The sequence below is a fragment of the Paenibacillus sp. J22P59 genome (assembly GCF_059383895.1).
Window position 1 is genome coordinate 188872 of the sequence record NZ_JBXENX010000008.1, and the last position, 14384, is coordinate 203255.

Annotated in this window: 15 protein-coding genes; 7 read left to right on the forward strand and 8 right to left on the reverse strand. The window is 45.4% G+C overall.

Annotated elements, in window-relative coordinates; translation table 11 throughout:
- Positions 1-37: 37 nt before the first annotated feature.
- Complete coding sequence (locus tag AC50YO_RS15700) at positions 38-460, forward strand: MarR family winged helix-turn-helix transcriptional regulator (protein ID WP_494848426.1); 423 nt, start codon at positions 38-40, stop codon at positions 458-460.
- A gap of 232 nt (positions 461-692) precedes the next feature.
- Here AC50YO_RS15700 and AC50YO_RS15705 read toward each other — a convergent pair whose 3' ends face one another.
- Complete coding sequence (locus AC50YO_RS15705) at positions 693-1094, reverse strand: winged helix-turn-helix transcriptional regulator (RefSeq protein ID WP_494848428.1); 402 nt, start codon at positions 1092-1094, stop codon at positions 693-695.
- Positions 1095-1247: 153 nt separating this feature from the next.
- Between AC50YO_RS15705 and AC50YO_RS15710 the strand changes: the two genes are divergently transcribed.
- The 3 genes from AC50YO_RS15710 to AC50YO_RS15720 all read left to right on the forward strand — a co-directional run bounded on the left by AC50YO_RS15710 (position 1248) and on the right by AC50YO_RS15720 (position 4746).
- Positions 1248-2450, forward strand: a complete 1203-nt coding sequence (locus tag AC50YO_RS15710; protein ID WP_494848430.1) for an MFS transporter — start codon at positions 1248-1250, stop codon at positions 2448-2450.
- Between the two features lie 39 nt (positions 2451-2489).
- Positions 2490-3335 (forward strand): aldo/keto reductase, encoded by an 846-nt coding sequence (locus AC50YO_RS15715; RefSeq protein ID WP_494848432.1) that lies wholly within the window; start codon positions 2490-2492, stop codon positions 3333-3335.
- Positions 3336-3540: 205 nt separating this feature from the next.
- A complete protein-coding gene (locus tag AC50YO_RS15720) occupies positions 3541-4746 on the forward strand; it encodes an MFS transporter (protein ID WP_494848434.1) in 1206 nt (401 codons plus the stop codon).
- 91 nt (positions 4747-4837) lie between these two features.
- Here the strand turns inward: AC50YO_RS15720 and AC50YO_RS15725 are convergent, their stop codons facing one another.
- From AC50YO_RS15725 to AC50YO_RS15740, 4 genes are all read right to left on the reverse strand, one after another.
- The gene (locus AC50YO_RS15725; RefSeq protein ID WP_494848436.1) at positions 4838-5896 is read right to left on the reverse strand and encodes an LLM class flavin-dependent oxidoreductase; all 1059 of its coding nucleotides are present in this window, start codon (positions 5894-5896) and stop codon (positions 4838-4840) included.
- Positions 5897-6126: 230 nt separating this feature from the next.
- The gene (locus AC50YO_RS15730; RefSeq protein WP_494848437.1) at positions 6127-6921 is read right to left on the reverse strand and encodes an ABC transporter ATP-binding protein; all 795 of its coding nucleotides are present in this window, start codon (positions 6919-6921) and stop codon (positions 6127-6129) included.
- Between the two features lie 14 nt (positions 6922-6935).
- Complete coding sequence (locus AC50YO_RS15735) at positions 6936-7979, reverse strand: FecCD family ABC transporter permease (RefSeq protein ID WP_494848439.1); 1044 nt, start codon at positions 7977-7979, stop codon at positions 6936-6938.
- A gap of 1 nt (position 7980) precedes the next feature.
- Positions 7981-8988: a FecCD family ABC transporter permease gene (locus AC50YO_RS15740; RefSeq protein WP_494848441.1), complete on the reverse strand. Its 1008-nt coding sequence runs from the start codon at positions 8986-8988 to the stop codon at positions 7981-7983.
- 207 nt (positions 8989-9195) lie between these two features.
- On the opposite strand from AC50YO_RS15740, the gene AC50YO_RS15745 reads away from it, so the two are divergent.
- The 3 genes from AC50YO_RS15745 to AC50YO_RS15755 all read left to right on the forward strand — a co-directional run bounded on the left by AC50YO_RS15745 (position 9196) and on the right by AC50YO_RS15755 (position 11164).
- The gene (locus AC50YO_RS15745) at positions 9196-10194 is read left to right on the forward strand and encodes an ABC transporter substrate-binding protein (protein ID WP_494848442.1); all 999 of its coding nucleotides are present in this window, start codon (positions 9196-9198) and stop codon (positions 10192-10194) included.
- Positions 10195-10452: 258 nt separating this feature from the next.
- Positions 10453-10794: a DUF4234 domain-containing protein gene (locus AC50YO_RS15750; RefSeq protein ID WP_494848444.1), complete on the forward strand. Its 342-nt coding sequence runs from the start codon at positions 10453-10455 to the stop codon at positions 10792-10794.
- Positions 10772-11164: a DUF2752 domain-containing protein gene (locus tag AC50YO_RS15755; protein ID WP_494848446.1), complete on the forward strand. Its 393-nt coding sequence runs from the start codon at positions 10772-10774 to the stop codon at positions 11162-11164. The genes AC50YO_RS15750 and AC50YO_RS15755 overlap by 23 nt, the downstream gene beginning before the upstream one ends.
- A gap of 75 nt (positions 11165-11239) precedes the next feature.
- On the opposite strand, the gene AC50YO_RS15760 is transcribed toward AC50YO_RS15755, so the two are convergent.
- The 3 genes from AC50YO_RS15760 to AC50YO_RS15770 all read right to left on the reverse strand — a co-directional run bounded on the left by AC50YO_RS15760 (position 11240) and on the right by AC50YO_RS15770 (position 13948).
- Positions 11240-12178, reverse strand: coding sequence for a helix-turn-helix transcriptional regulator (locus AC50YO_RS15760; protein WP_494848448.1), 939 nt, complete (start codon positions 12176-12178; stop codon positions 11240-11242).
- Positions 12179-12314: 136 nt separating this feature from the next.
- Complete coding sequence (locus tag AC50YO_RS15765) at positions 12315-12911, reverse strand: hypothetical protein (RefSeq protein WP_494848449.1); 597 nt, start codon at positions 12909-12911, stop codon at positions 12315-12317.
- A gap of 179 nt (positions 12912-13090) precedes the next feature.
- The gene (locus AC50YO_RS15770; protein ID WP_494848451.1) at positions 13091-13948 is read right to left on the reverse strand and encodes a class II fructose-bisphosphate aldolase; all 858 of its coding nucleotides are present in this window, start codon (positions 13946-13948) and stop codon (positions 13091-13093) included.
- Between the last annotated feature and the right edge of the window lie 436 nt (positions 13949-14384).

Sequence of the window (14384 nt, forward strand, 5' to 3'; positions counted from 1 at the left end):
GCTTACAAAATACTGATAAGAATGAGGTAGTAACCCTATGAATGAAAATTCATTAGAAACGATTGAATTTGAATTAGCTCTCCTAATACGTCGTCTCACATCCATTACCACCTCCAAAAAAGTCGAAAATCTTGATCGCTCCGCCTATCTTCTTCTACGGCAAATTGCCTCCCATGGCTCTGCCGGCGTCAAAGCTTTGTCGGATGAATTCCGATTGGACATCTCTACAGTCAGCCGACAAGCAGCAGCCTTGGAGCAGAAGGGCTATGTCGAGAGAATCCCTGATCCGTCAGATCGAAGAGCTTACTCCCTGCAGATCACTGAGCTTGGAACAACTGAATTAATCAACAATAAGAATGCCCGAATAGCAAGGATAGGTGCGCTTCTTAAGGACTGGCCTGAGGAGGATGCCGAACAATTCGGTCAGCTTATGAAAAAATTCAATCGTACTTTTCTCTAGACTTATCATGCTCTTATCTCCCGTGTAAACAGAGGCGCTCCATTACATGAGCTTGCTTTTCTTACTTACGCCTCCATAGTGAAAGACTGTCTAAAAAGTCAATTTTGGAGCATCCAGCCTTATCGAGATAAAGCTTTACGCAATAAAAAAGAACCATCACATCCACAACAAAAGTGGATGTGATGGTTCTCTTCAATTCGAAGCTAACCCAACAATTTGTGGACAGCCCCATCTATTCGGCTACAGGATCGTCTGTAGACTGGTTATGATTATTAAGCCCGTTATCCTCCAATACAGCGAATTTATCGCCATATTCCTTGATGATATGGGTCTCCCCCCAATTGCATAGCGCATCCAAAATGGATTTCAAGCTCCAGCCATACGGACTAAGCTCATATTCTACTTTCGGCGGCACTTGGTTATAGCTGATCCGATTCACTATGCCATCTTGCTCTAATTCCCTTAACTGCTGCGTCAGCATCTTCTGCGTGATGGCAGGCATACTGCGTTTCAAATCACTGGTTCGTTTCTTACCATGTGTTAAGTGGCATAAAATAACGCATTTCCATTTGCCCCCGATAACCTCCAGAGTCGCTTCCACCGAAATATTATATTTCTTTTTTACGACAGCCATAGCTATCCTCCCCCTGCATTCACAGCAATTTTTATACCCCTATATTACTTTTTAGTGCCTATAGCACTTTAAAGTACGTACTGTTCATTTGCGTTCAAAAAATTCATAATAGCATTTGCCGGCCGGCAATACTAGAGCGATAGGAGTCAGACCATGGCATTAGACAAGAAAAGAAGTACTTTGGCACTCCTAGCGTTAGCTATCAGCGCCTTTGCGATTGGGACAACCGAGTTCATCAGTGTAGGGCTGCTTCCCCTTATTGCTGAAGACTTCCATATAGCGGTCACAACTGCTGCATTAACCGTTACTTTATATGCGCTGGGGGTCACGATTGGAGCTCCGCTCTTAACATCGTTGACATCCACGGTTCCACGAAAAACTTTATTGTTCTGGATTATGATCTTGTTTATTATTGGCAATGGTCTCGCAGCAACAGCGAGCGGGGTTGGCATTCTCCTTGCAGCCCGGGTTATATCTGCGTTCTCACATGGTGTATTCATGTCGATTGGCTCCACGATCGCCGCCGATCTCGTGCCTGAGAACCGCAGGGCAAGTGCAATAGCGATTATGTTCTCGGGACTCACAGTTGCTACAGTTACAGGTGTACCTTTAGGGACCATGATTGGACAGCAATGGGGTTGGCGGGCTGCTTTCATCGGAATCGTTGTCATCGGCATAATCGCCTTCATAGCCAATATGATATTGATTCCGACCGATCTGCGCAGAGGTGTGCGAACTCCGCTTCGTGATCAGTGGAAGCTTGTCGCTAACGGACGCTTGCTGCTTGCTTTTGCCATTACTGCAATCGGATATGGCGGTACCTTTGTCGTCTTTACTTATTTATCCCCGTTGCTTCATGAGATAACCGGATTCAAAGAAAGCAGGGTAGCCGCCATACTTTTGATCTATGGAATCGCGATTGCGATCGGCAATGTCATTGGCGGCAAAGCTGCGAACCGTAAGCCAGTATCAGCCTTATTCTACATGTTCATTGTCCAAGCCATTGTACTGCTCACCCTGACCTTTACGGCACCCTTCAAGACCGCTGGTCTCATAACAATTATTTTTATGGGGCTGCTTGCCTTCATGAATGTACCTGGCTTACAAGTCTATGTCGTGATGCTCGCAGAACGGTATGCGCCGAAGTCGGTAGACGTAGCTTCTGCGCTCAATATTGCTGCTTTTAACGCAGGAATTGCGATTGGCGCCTATTTGGGAGGTATCGTTGCCGATTCGATGGGACTGATTCATACGGCATGGGTCGGAGCATTGATGGTTCTTGTAGCTGTCTTGCTCACAGGCTGGGCACGTTATTTGGAAAGAAAAGATGAGGCACGCCTCAAACTTAATGGATAGATGGCTTTATATTTCAACAAAATACAGGAGGTTTATTCAATGACAGCACAACATATACAAGATACAACAACCTTGCACAACGGAGTACAAATGCCTTGGCTCGGACTGGGCGTATTTCAGGTAGCAGAGGGTTCTGAATTAGTCGATGCTGTAAAAACAGCTATTGCTTATGGATATCGCAGTATAGATACAGCGGCTATATACGAGAATGAGGCAGGTGTTGGACAGGGCATTCGTGAAGCTCTACTTGAGACTGGATTGAACAGAGAGGAGCTTTTCATTACTTCAAAAGTATGGAATGCCGATCTGGGATACGAATCTACCTTAGCTGCATTCGAGGCGAGCCTATCCAAGTTGGACTTGGACTATCTCGATCTATACCTCATTCACTGGCCTGTCGAAGGCAAATATACAGAAGCATGGCGAGCATTGGAGACTCTCTATAAGGAAGGGCGTGTGAAGGCAATCGGCGTGAGCAATTTTCAAATTCATCACCTGCAGCAATTAATGCAGAAGGCTGTAATTAAGCCAATGGTGAATCAAGTCGAGCTCCATCCCCGATTAACGCAGCAAGAGCTCCGAGCCTTCTGCAAGGAGTATAGCATTCAAATCGAAGCTTGGTCTCCGTTAATGCAGGGTCAACTGCTCGACCATCCTGTTTTGCAAGCGATCGCTGCCAAGCATAATAAATCTATCGCTCAGATTATTCTGCGTTGGGACTTGCAGCATGGCATCGTTACCATACCAAAGTCTACGAAGCCACAGCGTATTAGCGCAAATGCCGAGCTTTTTGATTTTGAGCTGTCACAGGAGGACCTCGCCCAGATTGATGCTTTGAATGAGAATTATCGCGTTGGGCCAGATCCCGATAACTTTGATTTCTAACACACAGCATCGTTACTTGACTTGAACAGGGACCCGCAAGAAGATACTTTGAGAAAAGTTTCCTTCTTGCGGGTTCTTCTGTATGTATAGCTTTTCCTAAAATAATAGCTTGCTTATATGCTCTGAAAACTAAATAATATGAAACAGGTCTATTCATCGGCAGCAATAATTCATTACTGATTCTAGAAAGGTTGATCAAGACATCATGGAACTCTCGCATCCTAGTCATCACCAGAAAAAAAAGAAAGAACCATTCCCCATCTCCCTGCTCTCGCTTACCGTCGGTGCATTCGCGATCGGCATGACGGAGTTTGTCATCATGGGGCTGCTGCCCAATGTGGCGGATGATCTGGATGTCAGCATTTCGTCGGCGGGGCAACTCATCACGATGTATGCACTCGGAGTAGCGGTTGGTGCGCCTATCCTGACCGTCCTGACCCATCGCATCCCGCAGAAAAAGCTGCTTATTCTGCTTATGCTTTTGTTCATTATAGGAAACGGAATTTCTGTTATTGCCCCCAACTATGCCGTTCTAATGGGCGCCCGTGTCATAACTGCATTGACTCACGGAACCTTCTTCGGTGTTGGCGCTGTTATTGCTTCCAACCTGGTAAAGCCGGACAAGCGTGCGGGAGCCGTATCTATTATGATGGCTGGCCTAACCATTGCGAATATTATTGGGGTACCTCTGGGAACCTTCATCGGTCAACAGCTTGGGTGGCGATCTGCATTCGGTGCGATTGTGCTCATGGGAATTATCGCACTGATCGGTATACTGATGTTCATACCGCAGCTTCGGCAAGAGCAATCGGTTAGCATAACCAAGCAAATTACGGCTCTCATCAAGCCAAAGCTTCTTCTGTTTCTACTAGTAGGTGCCCTTGGCAATGCAGGTCTGTTCGCCGTATTTACTTATATTACACCGCTGCTTGTACAAGTATCTGGTTTTGCTGAGCATAGTGTAACCTGGATTCTGGTCCTTTTCGGCTGCGGAGTAACCCTTGGCAACATTGTCGGCGGCAAATTAGCAGACTGGAAATTGATGCCCTCAATACTTGGTGTCTATTTCGCAACAAGCGTCATTCTGACTATTCTAACCTTTACGATCCATAGCCCGGCAGCATCCGTCATTACTATTTTCCTATGGGGAGCGGCTTCCTTCGCCGTTATGCCGGGTCTGCAAGTGCGCATTATGAGCTTGGCAAAGACGGCTCCTGCACTCGCCTCCACCTCCAGCCACTCTGCCGGCAATCTAGGCAATGCCTCTGGTGCTTTCATTGGTGGATGGGTCATTACTCATCTGTCTCTAACCGCGCTCCCTTGGGTAGGTGCTGTGCTGGTCGGTCTTGGTCTGCTCTTGGCGATTGCCTGCTATATCAGTGAGCGCAGATCTGCTCTGAACGATTACTAAATGCAAATAAAGCGGGCGTGGGTGTTAGAATGCAGCAGCAATATGCTGATCCTAACGCTCACGCCCGCTCTTGTGTTTAACTGCAAGCTAATTACTCCACTTCGCCCGCTGCTTCCCACTTCGCTATCTCCTCATGGACCCGCGGCGCCACCTCTGTACCGAGCAGCTCTATAGCTCTCATAACGTCCTCATGAGGCATCGTACCAAGCGGTACATGCAGCATGAAGCGTGTAATGCCCACATGCTTACGCAAATTAATGATTTTCTGGGCAACGGTCTGCGGGTCGCCTACATACAGCGCTCCTTCAATACTCCGTGCAGCATCATAGCTCGAACGATCATAATGCCCCCAGCCCCGCTCCCGGCCAAGCACATTCATAACCGCCTGAGTGGAAGGGAAAAACTTATCGGCAGCAAGCTGAGTCGTCTCCGCGATAAAGCCATGCGAATGCGATGCTACAGGCAGCTTGGTTGCGTCATGACCCGCATGAGCGGCCGCTTTCTTATACAGCTGCACAAGCGGCGCGAATTGGATTGGGCTCCCTCCAATAATAGCGAGAACAAGCGGCAGACCGAGCAAGCCTGCACGGATAACCGATTCGGAATTGCCTCCGCTGCCAATCCACACAGGCAATGGATTCTGAACCGGGCGCGGATATACCCCCAAGTTATTAATAGATGCCCGATGCTCGCCGCTCCAGGTTACTTTCTCAGACTCACGTATCTTTAATAGCAGTTCAAGCTTCTCATCGAACAGTTTATCGTAGTCATTCAGATTATAGCCAAACAAAGGGAAGGATTCGATAAAAGAACCTCTGCCCGCCATAATTTCTGCACGCCCATTAGAGATGCCATCGAGCGTGGCAAAATCCTGAAATACACGAACCGGATCGGCAGAAGAAAGTACAGTAACTGCACTGGTTAATCGTATCCGCTTCGTCTGTGATGCAGCCGCAGCTAACAGCACCGCGGGAGAAGAAGCTGCAAAATCCTCACGATGATGCTCCCCCACACCGAATATATCTAACCCCACTTGATCTGCCAGAACAATCTCCTCAACCACTTCACGCAACCGCTGTGCATGACTCATGACCTCGCCAGTCTGGACATCGGGCGATGTTTCTACAAACGTACTTATTCCTAGTTCCACTTGAAGTCCCTCCTACTTATAATGATGTTCCTACCTGCAGTCTCTTGTAAGCAGAACAACTTGTGTTCACAACCAATATTTATATTCTGTTCTTTTCTATAAGCTTTTTCAAGCGAGATGACTGATTAGTGCACAAGAAAGCACCTATTCCTCCATAATTAACGGAAGGAATGGTGCTTGTTTGCAGCATATTAGCTGTTAAATAGAGATTTACCGATGGTTTTATCATGTCAAATCAGCTTGCGGCCCTTGCCATAAGGAATGCATAACGGTGTTCCGAAGATCGGATCTGCTGTTACTTGGCATTCCATATCGAATACGTCACGGATGAGCTGTTCATTCACGATACTCTCCGGCTCGCCTTGCGCATAGATATCCCCTTCTTTGACGGCCACGATATGATGGGCATAACGGCAGGCGAGATTAATATCATGCAGTACCATAACGATGGTTCGGCTCTCCTGCTCGTTCAAGTCATACAGCAAATCAAGAATATCAATCTGATGCGTCATATCCAAGTAGGTTGTAGGCTCGTCGAGCAGAACTGTTGCCGTATTCTGTGCGAGCGTCATCGCAATCCAGGCCCGTTGGCGCTGCCCGCCAGAGAGTGCATCTACTGACCGGTCTGCCAACTCGTCCATATGTGTAACCTTCAGAGCTTTCTTCACCATAATCTCGTCCTCATGAGACCATTGCTGAAGAAAGCTCTGATAAGGATAACGGCCTTGCTTAACGAGCTGCTGCACGGTCAGCCCTTCTGGGGCAATCGGACCTTGCGGCAGAATAGCGAGGCGGCGTGCTACCTCCTTGCTAGGCAGCTTCGCTATATCGCTGCCATCCAGAACAATGGAGCCCTCCTGAGGCTTCAATAAACGCGCCAATGAACGAAGCAAGGTTGATTTGCCGCAACCATTGCTGCCGATAAACACCGTTATTTTGCCTGGCGGGATAAGGACATCGAGATTCGAGAAAATAGGTTTTTTTCCATAGGATAACGTAAGGCCCTTCGCCTCTAAAACAGACATGTGATTCACTCCCTTTATGAGCTGCGATGACGGTACAGTAAGTAGATAAAGAACGGCGCTCCAATTGCGGCAGTGAATACACCTGCGGGAATATCGAGCGGGATGAAGGCGACTCTTGCGACAAGATCAGATAGCAGCAAGACAAGCGAGCCGATAAGAGCAGATACCGGAATGACGCCGCCATAGGCTGGTCCTACGAGTCTGCGGGCAATATGCGGTGCCATAAGACCAATGAAATTAATAGCCCCGCCAATAGCCACTGCTGCGCCTGCAAGGGCAACGCTGATGAGGAGCAGAATTGTCCTTTTGACATTCACAGAGCTCCCCACACTTGTAGCAACCTCATCTCCAAGCTCTTGAACATTCAGATGTCTGGCGTATACAAGGCAAATAGGCAATAACACTACAATCCACGGCAGAAGAGTCAGGACATCACGCTCCCATGAAACCCCATAGATACTGCCTGTCATAAAAGTAAATGCTTTGACGGCCACAGCTGTCGGCGTGAAAGATGCCGTAAGAATTAACATATAGGTTACAGCAGTTAATGCCGTTGCCATACCGATACCGATGAGTACAAGTCGAAGAGGTGTAATTCCTCGGCGATAAGCAAATAAATAGATCAGGAAGGCAGCAGCGAAGGCTCCTGCTATTGAACTAATAGGCATGTAACGAATACTCAAATGGGAAAAATACAAAATGAAAATAACCGTACCCAGCGAGGCGCCGCCAGTAATCCCGATGATATCAGGAGAGGTAAGCGGATTCCGTACGATGCCTTGCAGCAAGGCTCCGGATACCGCAAGCGCCGCACCGACCATTACGGCAATAAGAACGCGCGGCATTCTTAACGAGAATATAATCATGGCGTCTGATGATTCACCAATACCCAGTAGAGTACGAATAACGGCAACTGGACTGATAAATGTACTGCCCAGCCCCACGCAGACGATTACCGCAGCCACATTGGCAGCCAGCAATAGCAAGATCATAATGAAGGTTCTGCGACTAATTTGAAAAGAATAACGACGTCCCCGAACTGTCAAACCGTTCTTCATGTTACGCCCGCCCCCCTCTTCTGGCAATATAGACGAAGAAAGGCACACCAATAATAGCGGTCATAACGCCAACGGGCACTTCCTTGGGAAATGAAATATATCTTGAGCCTATGTCGGCAGCCAGCAGTAGAATTGCACCCAGCACAGCGCAGTATGGAATGACCCATCGATGGTCTATGCCCACCAAATAGCGTGTTAAATGGGGAATAATAATGCCAACGAAAGCAATAGGTCCTGCTATAGATACAGAGCCGCCTGCAAGCAAGACAATAATTGCACCCGCAGCCAGCTTAATATAGATCGTCTTCTGTCCAAGCCCTGTAGCGACATCCTCGCCTAATGTGAGCAGATTCATATGTCTGGCCAGAACCACAGCAGCCAGCAGAGCGATTCCCATATATGGAGCAGCCGTTGTGAATATACCCATATCGCGTCCAGCGACCGAGCCGACAAACCAATACAAAACTTGATCGAAGGTTTGTCCCCCTGTCAGCAACACCCCTAGTGATAGCGAAGAAAAAAAGGCTGTCATAGCAGCTCCGGCGAGCGTCACTTTAAGCGGCGTCAATCCGTCACTTCCAATTGAGCCAAGTACATAGACGAGTGCAGTTGTGAATGCTGCACCGACAAAAGCAAGCGCCGCATACCCTGAAAGACTGCTGGCTCCGAAGAAGGCTGAGCCAACCACGACGAAAAAAGCTGCTCCGGCATTAATGCCGAACAAGCTTGGAGAAGCCAATGGATTGCGTGTAACTCCTTGCATTAGGCAACCTGCAACAGCTAGAGCAGCTCCTGCAATTGCGGCTATAAGTGCTCTCGGCATTCTTGTCGTCTGGATAATGAGATGCTCTTGGGAGCCATTGAAATGTGTATAGGATTCAGCAATAGTATGCCAGCTGATTGTCGTTACTCCAAAAGCAATACTGGCTATCATTCCAGCAATGACAAGTATAATTCCAATCAGTAATCCCATAACCTTCTGAGAGCGCGTTGTAAGTAGCGTATTCATGGTGGCCTCTTCCCTCTTGTTCTAAGGTGTAAACTATTTCTGTACGATTTCAATCGACACTAAGTCATTCTAGAAGATCATGCAAAGCATGTCAATGATTGCGATAATCATTATCACTAAAGGGATTGACTTTAAGATTTGAGCAATGGTATAGTTCCCATATACTAAATGAGAATCATTTTCACATCAGAGAGGAAGAACGACCACATGTTATTTGTCTTCAAGAAGAAATTTACTTGGACAGCATCATCTATTTTGCTTGCATTAGCAGTCATCTTGTCTGGATGCGGTCAATCAGGCTCCAACAACAATTCGAACACTGCTAACCCAGCCGAATCATCTGCACCTCAATCAGATGAAGCGCGTCAGATTACACAGGCTATGGGAGTTACAGATATTAAGGGTACACCTGCAAGGGTAGTTGTACTTACGAATGAAGGAACTGAGGCTGTACTGGCACTTGGCATGAAGCCTGTGGGAGCCGTGAAATCTTGGACAGGCAATCCATGGTATGAGCATATTGCCGCAGATATGGAAGGTGTTACAGTCGTAGGTGATGAGAGCCAGCCTAACTTGGAGCTTATCGCGAGCCTGAAGCCTGACCTTATTATTGGTAATAAATTACGCCAGGAAAAAGTATACGACCAGCTAAAGGCCATCGCGCCAACGGTCTTCTCCGAGACACTGCGTGGTGAATGGCAGTCGAACTTCTTGCTCTATGCAGATGCTTTGGGCAAAAAAGCGGAAGGCGACAAAATCATCGCTGATTACGAGGCTCGTACTGCTGATTTCAAAGAAAAAGCAGGCGATAAGCTTAACCAAAAAGTTTCTGTCGTTCGTTTCATGGCAGGAAAAACGCGGATTTACTTAGAAGATACTTTTACAGGCGTTGCCTTCTCGAAGCTAGGCATTACTCGCCCGGACAATCAGAAATATACGGATACATTCGTTGAAGAGATTACCAAAGAACGTCTTCCAGAGGTAGATGCAGACCTGCTATTCTACTTCACTTACGACACTGGAGATGGCAAAGGAACACAAATGGAAGAGGAAATGCTGAAGGATCCACTCTGGCAAAGCCTCGATGTCGTCAAGAACGGCAAAGCGCTTAGAGTAAGCGATGCGGTATGGAATACAGCTGGCGGTGTACTTGCAGCTAACCTTATGCTCGATGAAATTTATAAAATCTACGAAATTCAAGAATAGACCAGCAAACCATTAGGAGCGTGCTCCTGATGGTTTTTTTATACGGTATTACATAGTCTAGCTTCTCTTAAATATATGTTTATAAATTCAAAGCAAAAACCTTATTGTAAAATTTGTCTTGTATATATATGCCTAATTTTATATGATAATATTGTCGATTTTTTTCAGATCCTGTCATATACTCTCTTTATGTTCCTTGAGTTCCAGTTCAGGATGCTTCATGTTCTAGCAGTACATACATCAATAGGGGGATTTAGTATGGTAAGTCAGAGAAGCATTGGAATGTCCGTTCTTCTAACAATCATTACTTGTGGTTTCTATGGAATCTATTGGTTTATTGTTTTGACCAATGATGTTGGTACGCTGACCAAAGACGATTCATTCACAGGAGGCAAACACTTCCTTCTAACTTTGGTAACCTGTGGAGTGTGGAGCTTTATTTGGGCTTATCAGGTAGGCAAGCATATCGCAGAAGCACAAAGACAGCGTGGCCGTGCGGTAACCGATAATTCCGTTCTTTACCTTGTACTTACATTTTTCGGTCTGGGTATCGTAGCGTATGCTTTGGTTCAATCGGATGTTAATAGACTTGCATTTTAATCCCAAGAGGCACCCCAAGCTAGTGTGGGGTGCCTCCCTTGTCGTAGGAGGGTTATTATACCTGAAGGTATGGCTGCCCGTTACGAAGATCGGCATTCCTTGTGTTTTTCATGAATTGACAGGACTTTATTGTCCAGGGTGTGGGATTACGAGGGCCACTCTTGCGCTTCTAAGGCTAGATGTTATTGAGGCATTTCGTTATAATCCTCTTTTATTTATTCTAATGCCTCTGTATACAATCTACCTCATCACATCAAGGAAGAAGCTGCTGCGTATTAGCAACACGACGATGGTGGTCATGTTGAGCATTACTCTACTATTTGGAGTACTAAGAAATATTCCGATATTCAATTTTCTTGCTCCAACATAGAGGTTTGTCGGCGAATAATACTATAAACTATATCCTTATGGTCATACAGTTGGATATAGTTTTTTTTGACATAGCCTACTTATAATGACTGGCGATCTGCTCCCCGAGGCTTCTAATCTTATCCGCGACATAGGCGGGCTCAAGTACATGTACATCAGGCCCATATCCTAATATCATGCCGTACATCCAATGGTTATCCGCGTAGCTGGCTCTGACTAGCAGCGACCCATCCTCCTCTGTCTGAATATGCTCCAATCCAAAGGCCTCCTCTACCCGCACTCTTAATCGTGAGCGAAAACATAACAGGAGCTGAACAACAGGGCCCGTCTCCTGATTGCCCCACCTTGCATCCAGCTCTTCCATTCGAATGCCCCGATTAATGAATTGCTCTAAATGTACTCTTAAGCTGCTTACCCGCGAGAGGCGAAACGTTCTAAAATCATTGCGCAGCCTGCAATAGGCGTACAAATACCAAGCATATCCCTTCCACGCCAGTCCAATCGGCTCGACCTCCCGCTGCTCTCCAACACCTTCCGTATTGGTATATAGGAAGGAGGCAACCAATCGGTTTTTGGAAGCATGTCGAAGTGAGGCCAGAATGGTCTTATCCTTAATGCCGCTGCCGTGCCACAGATTGGTATCAAAAATAAGTGTCTCTCCTGCCTCTTCCAATTGGTTTTGCTCGGACCTAGCTACCAATGCCTTAATCTTGGTCAGCAGATTGTCCATTTCCTGATCAGCAAGCGATGCCTGTACACCCTTTAGTGCCACCAGAATCGACTGAAGATCATCGAACGTAACGATTTGCCGATCAATACGGTACTGCTCCATAATTTCATAGCCCCCATCGTTACCCGTGTAGGAGACAATAGGAATTCCCGCAGTATTAATAGTGTCCAAGTCGCGATAGATCGTCCTCAGCGAAACCTCGAACCGATCAGCAAGCGTTTGGGCATTAACCCTTCGTTGGCTTAATAGGACCATCGTAATTCCCAGCAATCGTTGTACCTTCAAGACAGGCTCTCCTTTCTTGCTGCATACTAATCTCATGATTAGCGATGTTCGTGCCTGCTTCCGTAAAATCAGTTAATAATAAATGATTAAAGGCAGGTCGCCAATCCCCTCCTGCCCTGCCTTTCATTGAAAAATTCTACTTTCCACTAGGATTTGTGGAAAATTCATAATCAGCAATCATCATATAGCCGACACCATCATTTTTATCTATGTTCATTGAAAGTGAATATGTATTTTCTTTAATAAGAGCGTCTTCAAAGGAGTCTCTAACTTCATATCCATTCGTTGTCTTTTCCATAATATAAATCACTGTAATAGTAGAATCGCCCAAATCACGCTTCTTTTCATCTAATCCATAATTATTAAAAACCAACTCTTCGCTATCGCCAAATCCAACCCCTCTTGCTGTTTTAAATTTTTTGAAGTTGTTTGTATTATCCGTAATCATTAATCCATTAACCAAATTTTCTTTATAATGTATTTCTATGCCTGGATACACATAAATCCCTATGTAATCCTTCGTATCTATCGGCTCGCCTAAGGCAGCTTCAACATCCCCCTTACTCATTCCCATCCGAATTTCAACCTTATTCTCATCATCATACATGGATAAATCAGACTCTTGAAAAACTCCGGGCTCGAAGTCCTTTACTTGCTGCTGCTCTGAAGATGGCTTCGCGCTGCTGCAGGCTGTTAACGTCAACACTAACAATAAAACTAAAACTCTAATCATAATGCTCCCCCATTAAATATAATTTCCTATATAATAGGATAACTTTATCATATAAGGGAACTACTGAATAGAATAGCCGTTAAACACACAAAAAAAGTGCATCTCCTTATTTCCATCGGATTAAGCAGAAGCTTGTCCAATAGTTATTAGGAGATGCACTTTATTGTTAGAAACTAAAACTAAGCTTTGTTGGAAGAACCGAATTCACGGATTTTGCCGATAACAGTTGCTTTGATTGCGTCACGACCAGGAGCCAAGAATTTACGCGGATCAAACACTTCTAGGTCAGAAGTAAGGATCTCACGAGCTACTTTTGTAAAGGAAATTTGGTTCTCAGTGTTTACGTTGATTTTTGCAGTACCCAAGGAAATGGATTTTTTGATTTGATCTGTAGGGATACCTGTACCACCGTGAAGAACCAATGGCAGAGAAATCGTTTTGCAGATCTCTTCCATTTCTTTGAAGCCGAGGTTAGGCTCGCCTTTGTAAGGGCCATGAACAGAACCAAGAGCTGGAGCCAGGCAATCAATGCCTGTAAGCTTAACAAGCTCAGCGCACTCTTTAGGGTCTGCATAGATAACGCCATCAGCAATAACATCATCTTCTTGTCCGCCAACTGTACCAAGCTCAGCTTCTACAGAAACGCCTTTGCTGTGTGCATATTCAACCACTTCTTTAGTAATTTTAACATTCTCTTCAAAAGAGTGATGCGAAGCATCGATCATAACGGATGAGAAGCCAGCTTCAATCGCTTCTTTACATTTTTCAAAGCTAGAACCATGATCCAGATGGATAGCAACTGGTACAGTAATTTTCATTTCTTCAATAAGGGAATTAACGATTGCCGTAACAACCTTGAATCCGCCCATGTAACGAGCTGCACCTTCAGATACACCAAGAATAACCGGGGATTGCTCTGCTTGTGCAGCGCCTAGAATCGCTTGAGTCCACTCCAGGTTATTAATGTTAAATTGACCAACAGCGTAACCTTCTTTTAGTGCTTTGTTCAACATATCTTTCATTGAAACTAATGCCATTATAAAATCCTCCTAATTATGCTCATTTTCTGTTGATGCTTTCTTTGAAAAAACGATAGCGAGAATGGCAGCCAATAGAAATGCTCCGCTACAGAAGAGTAATATGTCACTTATGACAATATTTATTAGACCGCTCAAACCTTCTATATGTTTTATCATAAACGCTTTGCAGCGGTTCTGCAATTAGAGAACGGATACTTTATTGCTCATAAACAAAGAAATAGTTGATAATTTTGAATTTTCCACGAAAATTAACGCTTCCTTTAACTAAGCAGGAACATATTAACAAATTAATTCGGATTGAAAAAATAGACTCCAACGTTCGCATAAGAGATTTTTTATCGCTCTACATGCAATTATTTATACTATTCCCTTCGTTCACTGATTTAATCATTAGGAAAATTCGATATACAAAAGCACCCCAAACTGAAGTTTG

Coding starts and splice junctions, on each gene's coding strand:
- AC50YO_RS15700 (WP_494848426.1), top strand. CDS start 38: ATGAATGAAAATTCATTAGAAACGATTGAATTTGAATTAGCTCTCCTA.
- AC50YO_RS15705 (WP_494848428.1), bottom strand. CDS start 1,094: ATGGCTGTCGTAAAAAAGAAATATAATATTTCGGTGGAAGCGACTCTG.
- AC50YO_RS15710 (WP_494848430.1), top strand. CDS start 1,248: ATGGCATTAGACAAGAAAAGAAGTACTTTGGCACTCCTAGCGTTAGCT.
- AC50YO_RS15715 (WP_494848432.1), top strand. CDS start 2,490: ATGACAGCACAACATATACAAGATACAACAACCTTGCACAACGGAGTA.
- AC50YO_RS15720 (WP_494848434.1), top strand. CDS start 3,541: ATGGAACTCTCGCATCCTAGTCATCACCAGAAAAAAAAGAAAGAACCA.
- AC50YO_RS15730 (WP_494848437.1), bottom strand. CDS start 6,921: ATGTCTGTTTTAGAGGCGAAGGGCCTTACGTTATCCTATGGAAAAAAA.
- AC50YO_RS15735 (WP_494848439.1), bottom strand. CDS start 7,979: ATGAAGAACGGTTTGACAGTTCGGGGACGTCGTTATTCTTTTCAAATT.
- AC50YO_RS15740 (WP_494848441.1), bottom strand. CDS start 8,988: ATGAATACGCTACTTACAACGCGCTCTCAGAAGGTTATGGGATTACTG.
- AC50YO_RS15745 (WP_494848442.1), top strand. CDS start 9,196: ATGTTATTTGTCTTCAAGAAGAAATTTACTTGGACAGCATCATCTATT.
- AC50YO_RS15750 (WP_494848444.1), top strand. CDS start 10,453: ATGGTAAGTCAGAGAAGCATTGGAATGTCCGTTCTTCTAACAATCATT.
- AC50YO_RS15755 (WP_494848446.1), top strand. CDS start 10,772: ATGTTAATAGACTTGCATTTTAATCCCAAGAGGCACCCCAAGCTAGTG.
- AC50YO_RS15765 (WP_494848449.1), bottom strand. CDS start 12,911: ATGATTAGAGTTTTAGTTTTATTGTTAGTGTTGACGTTAACAGCCTGC.
- AC50YO_RS15770 (WP_494848451.1), bottom strand. CDS start 13,948: ATGGCATTAGTTTCAATGAAAGATATGTTGAACAAAGCACTAAAAGAA.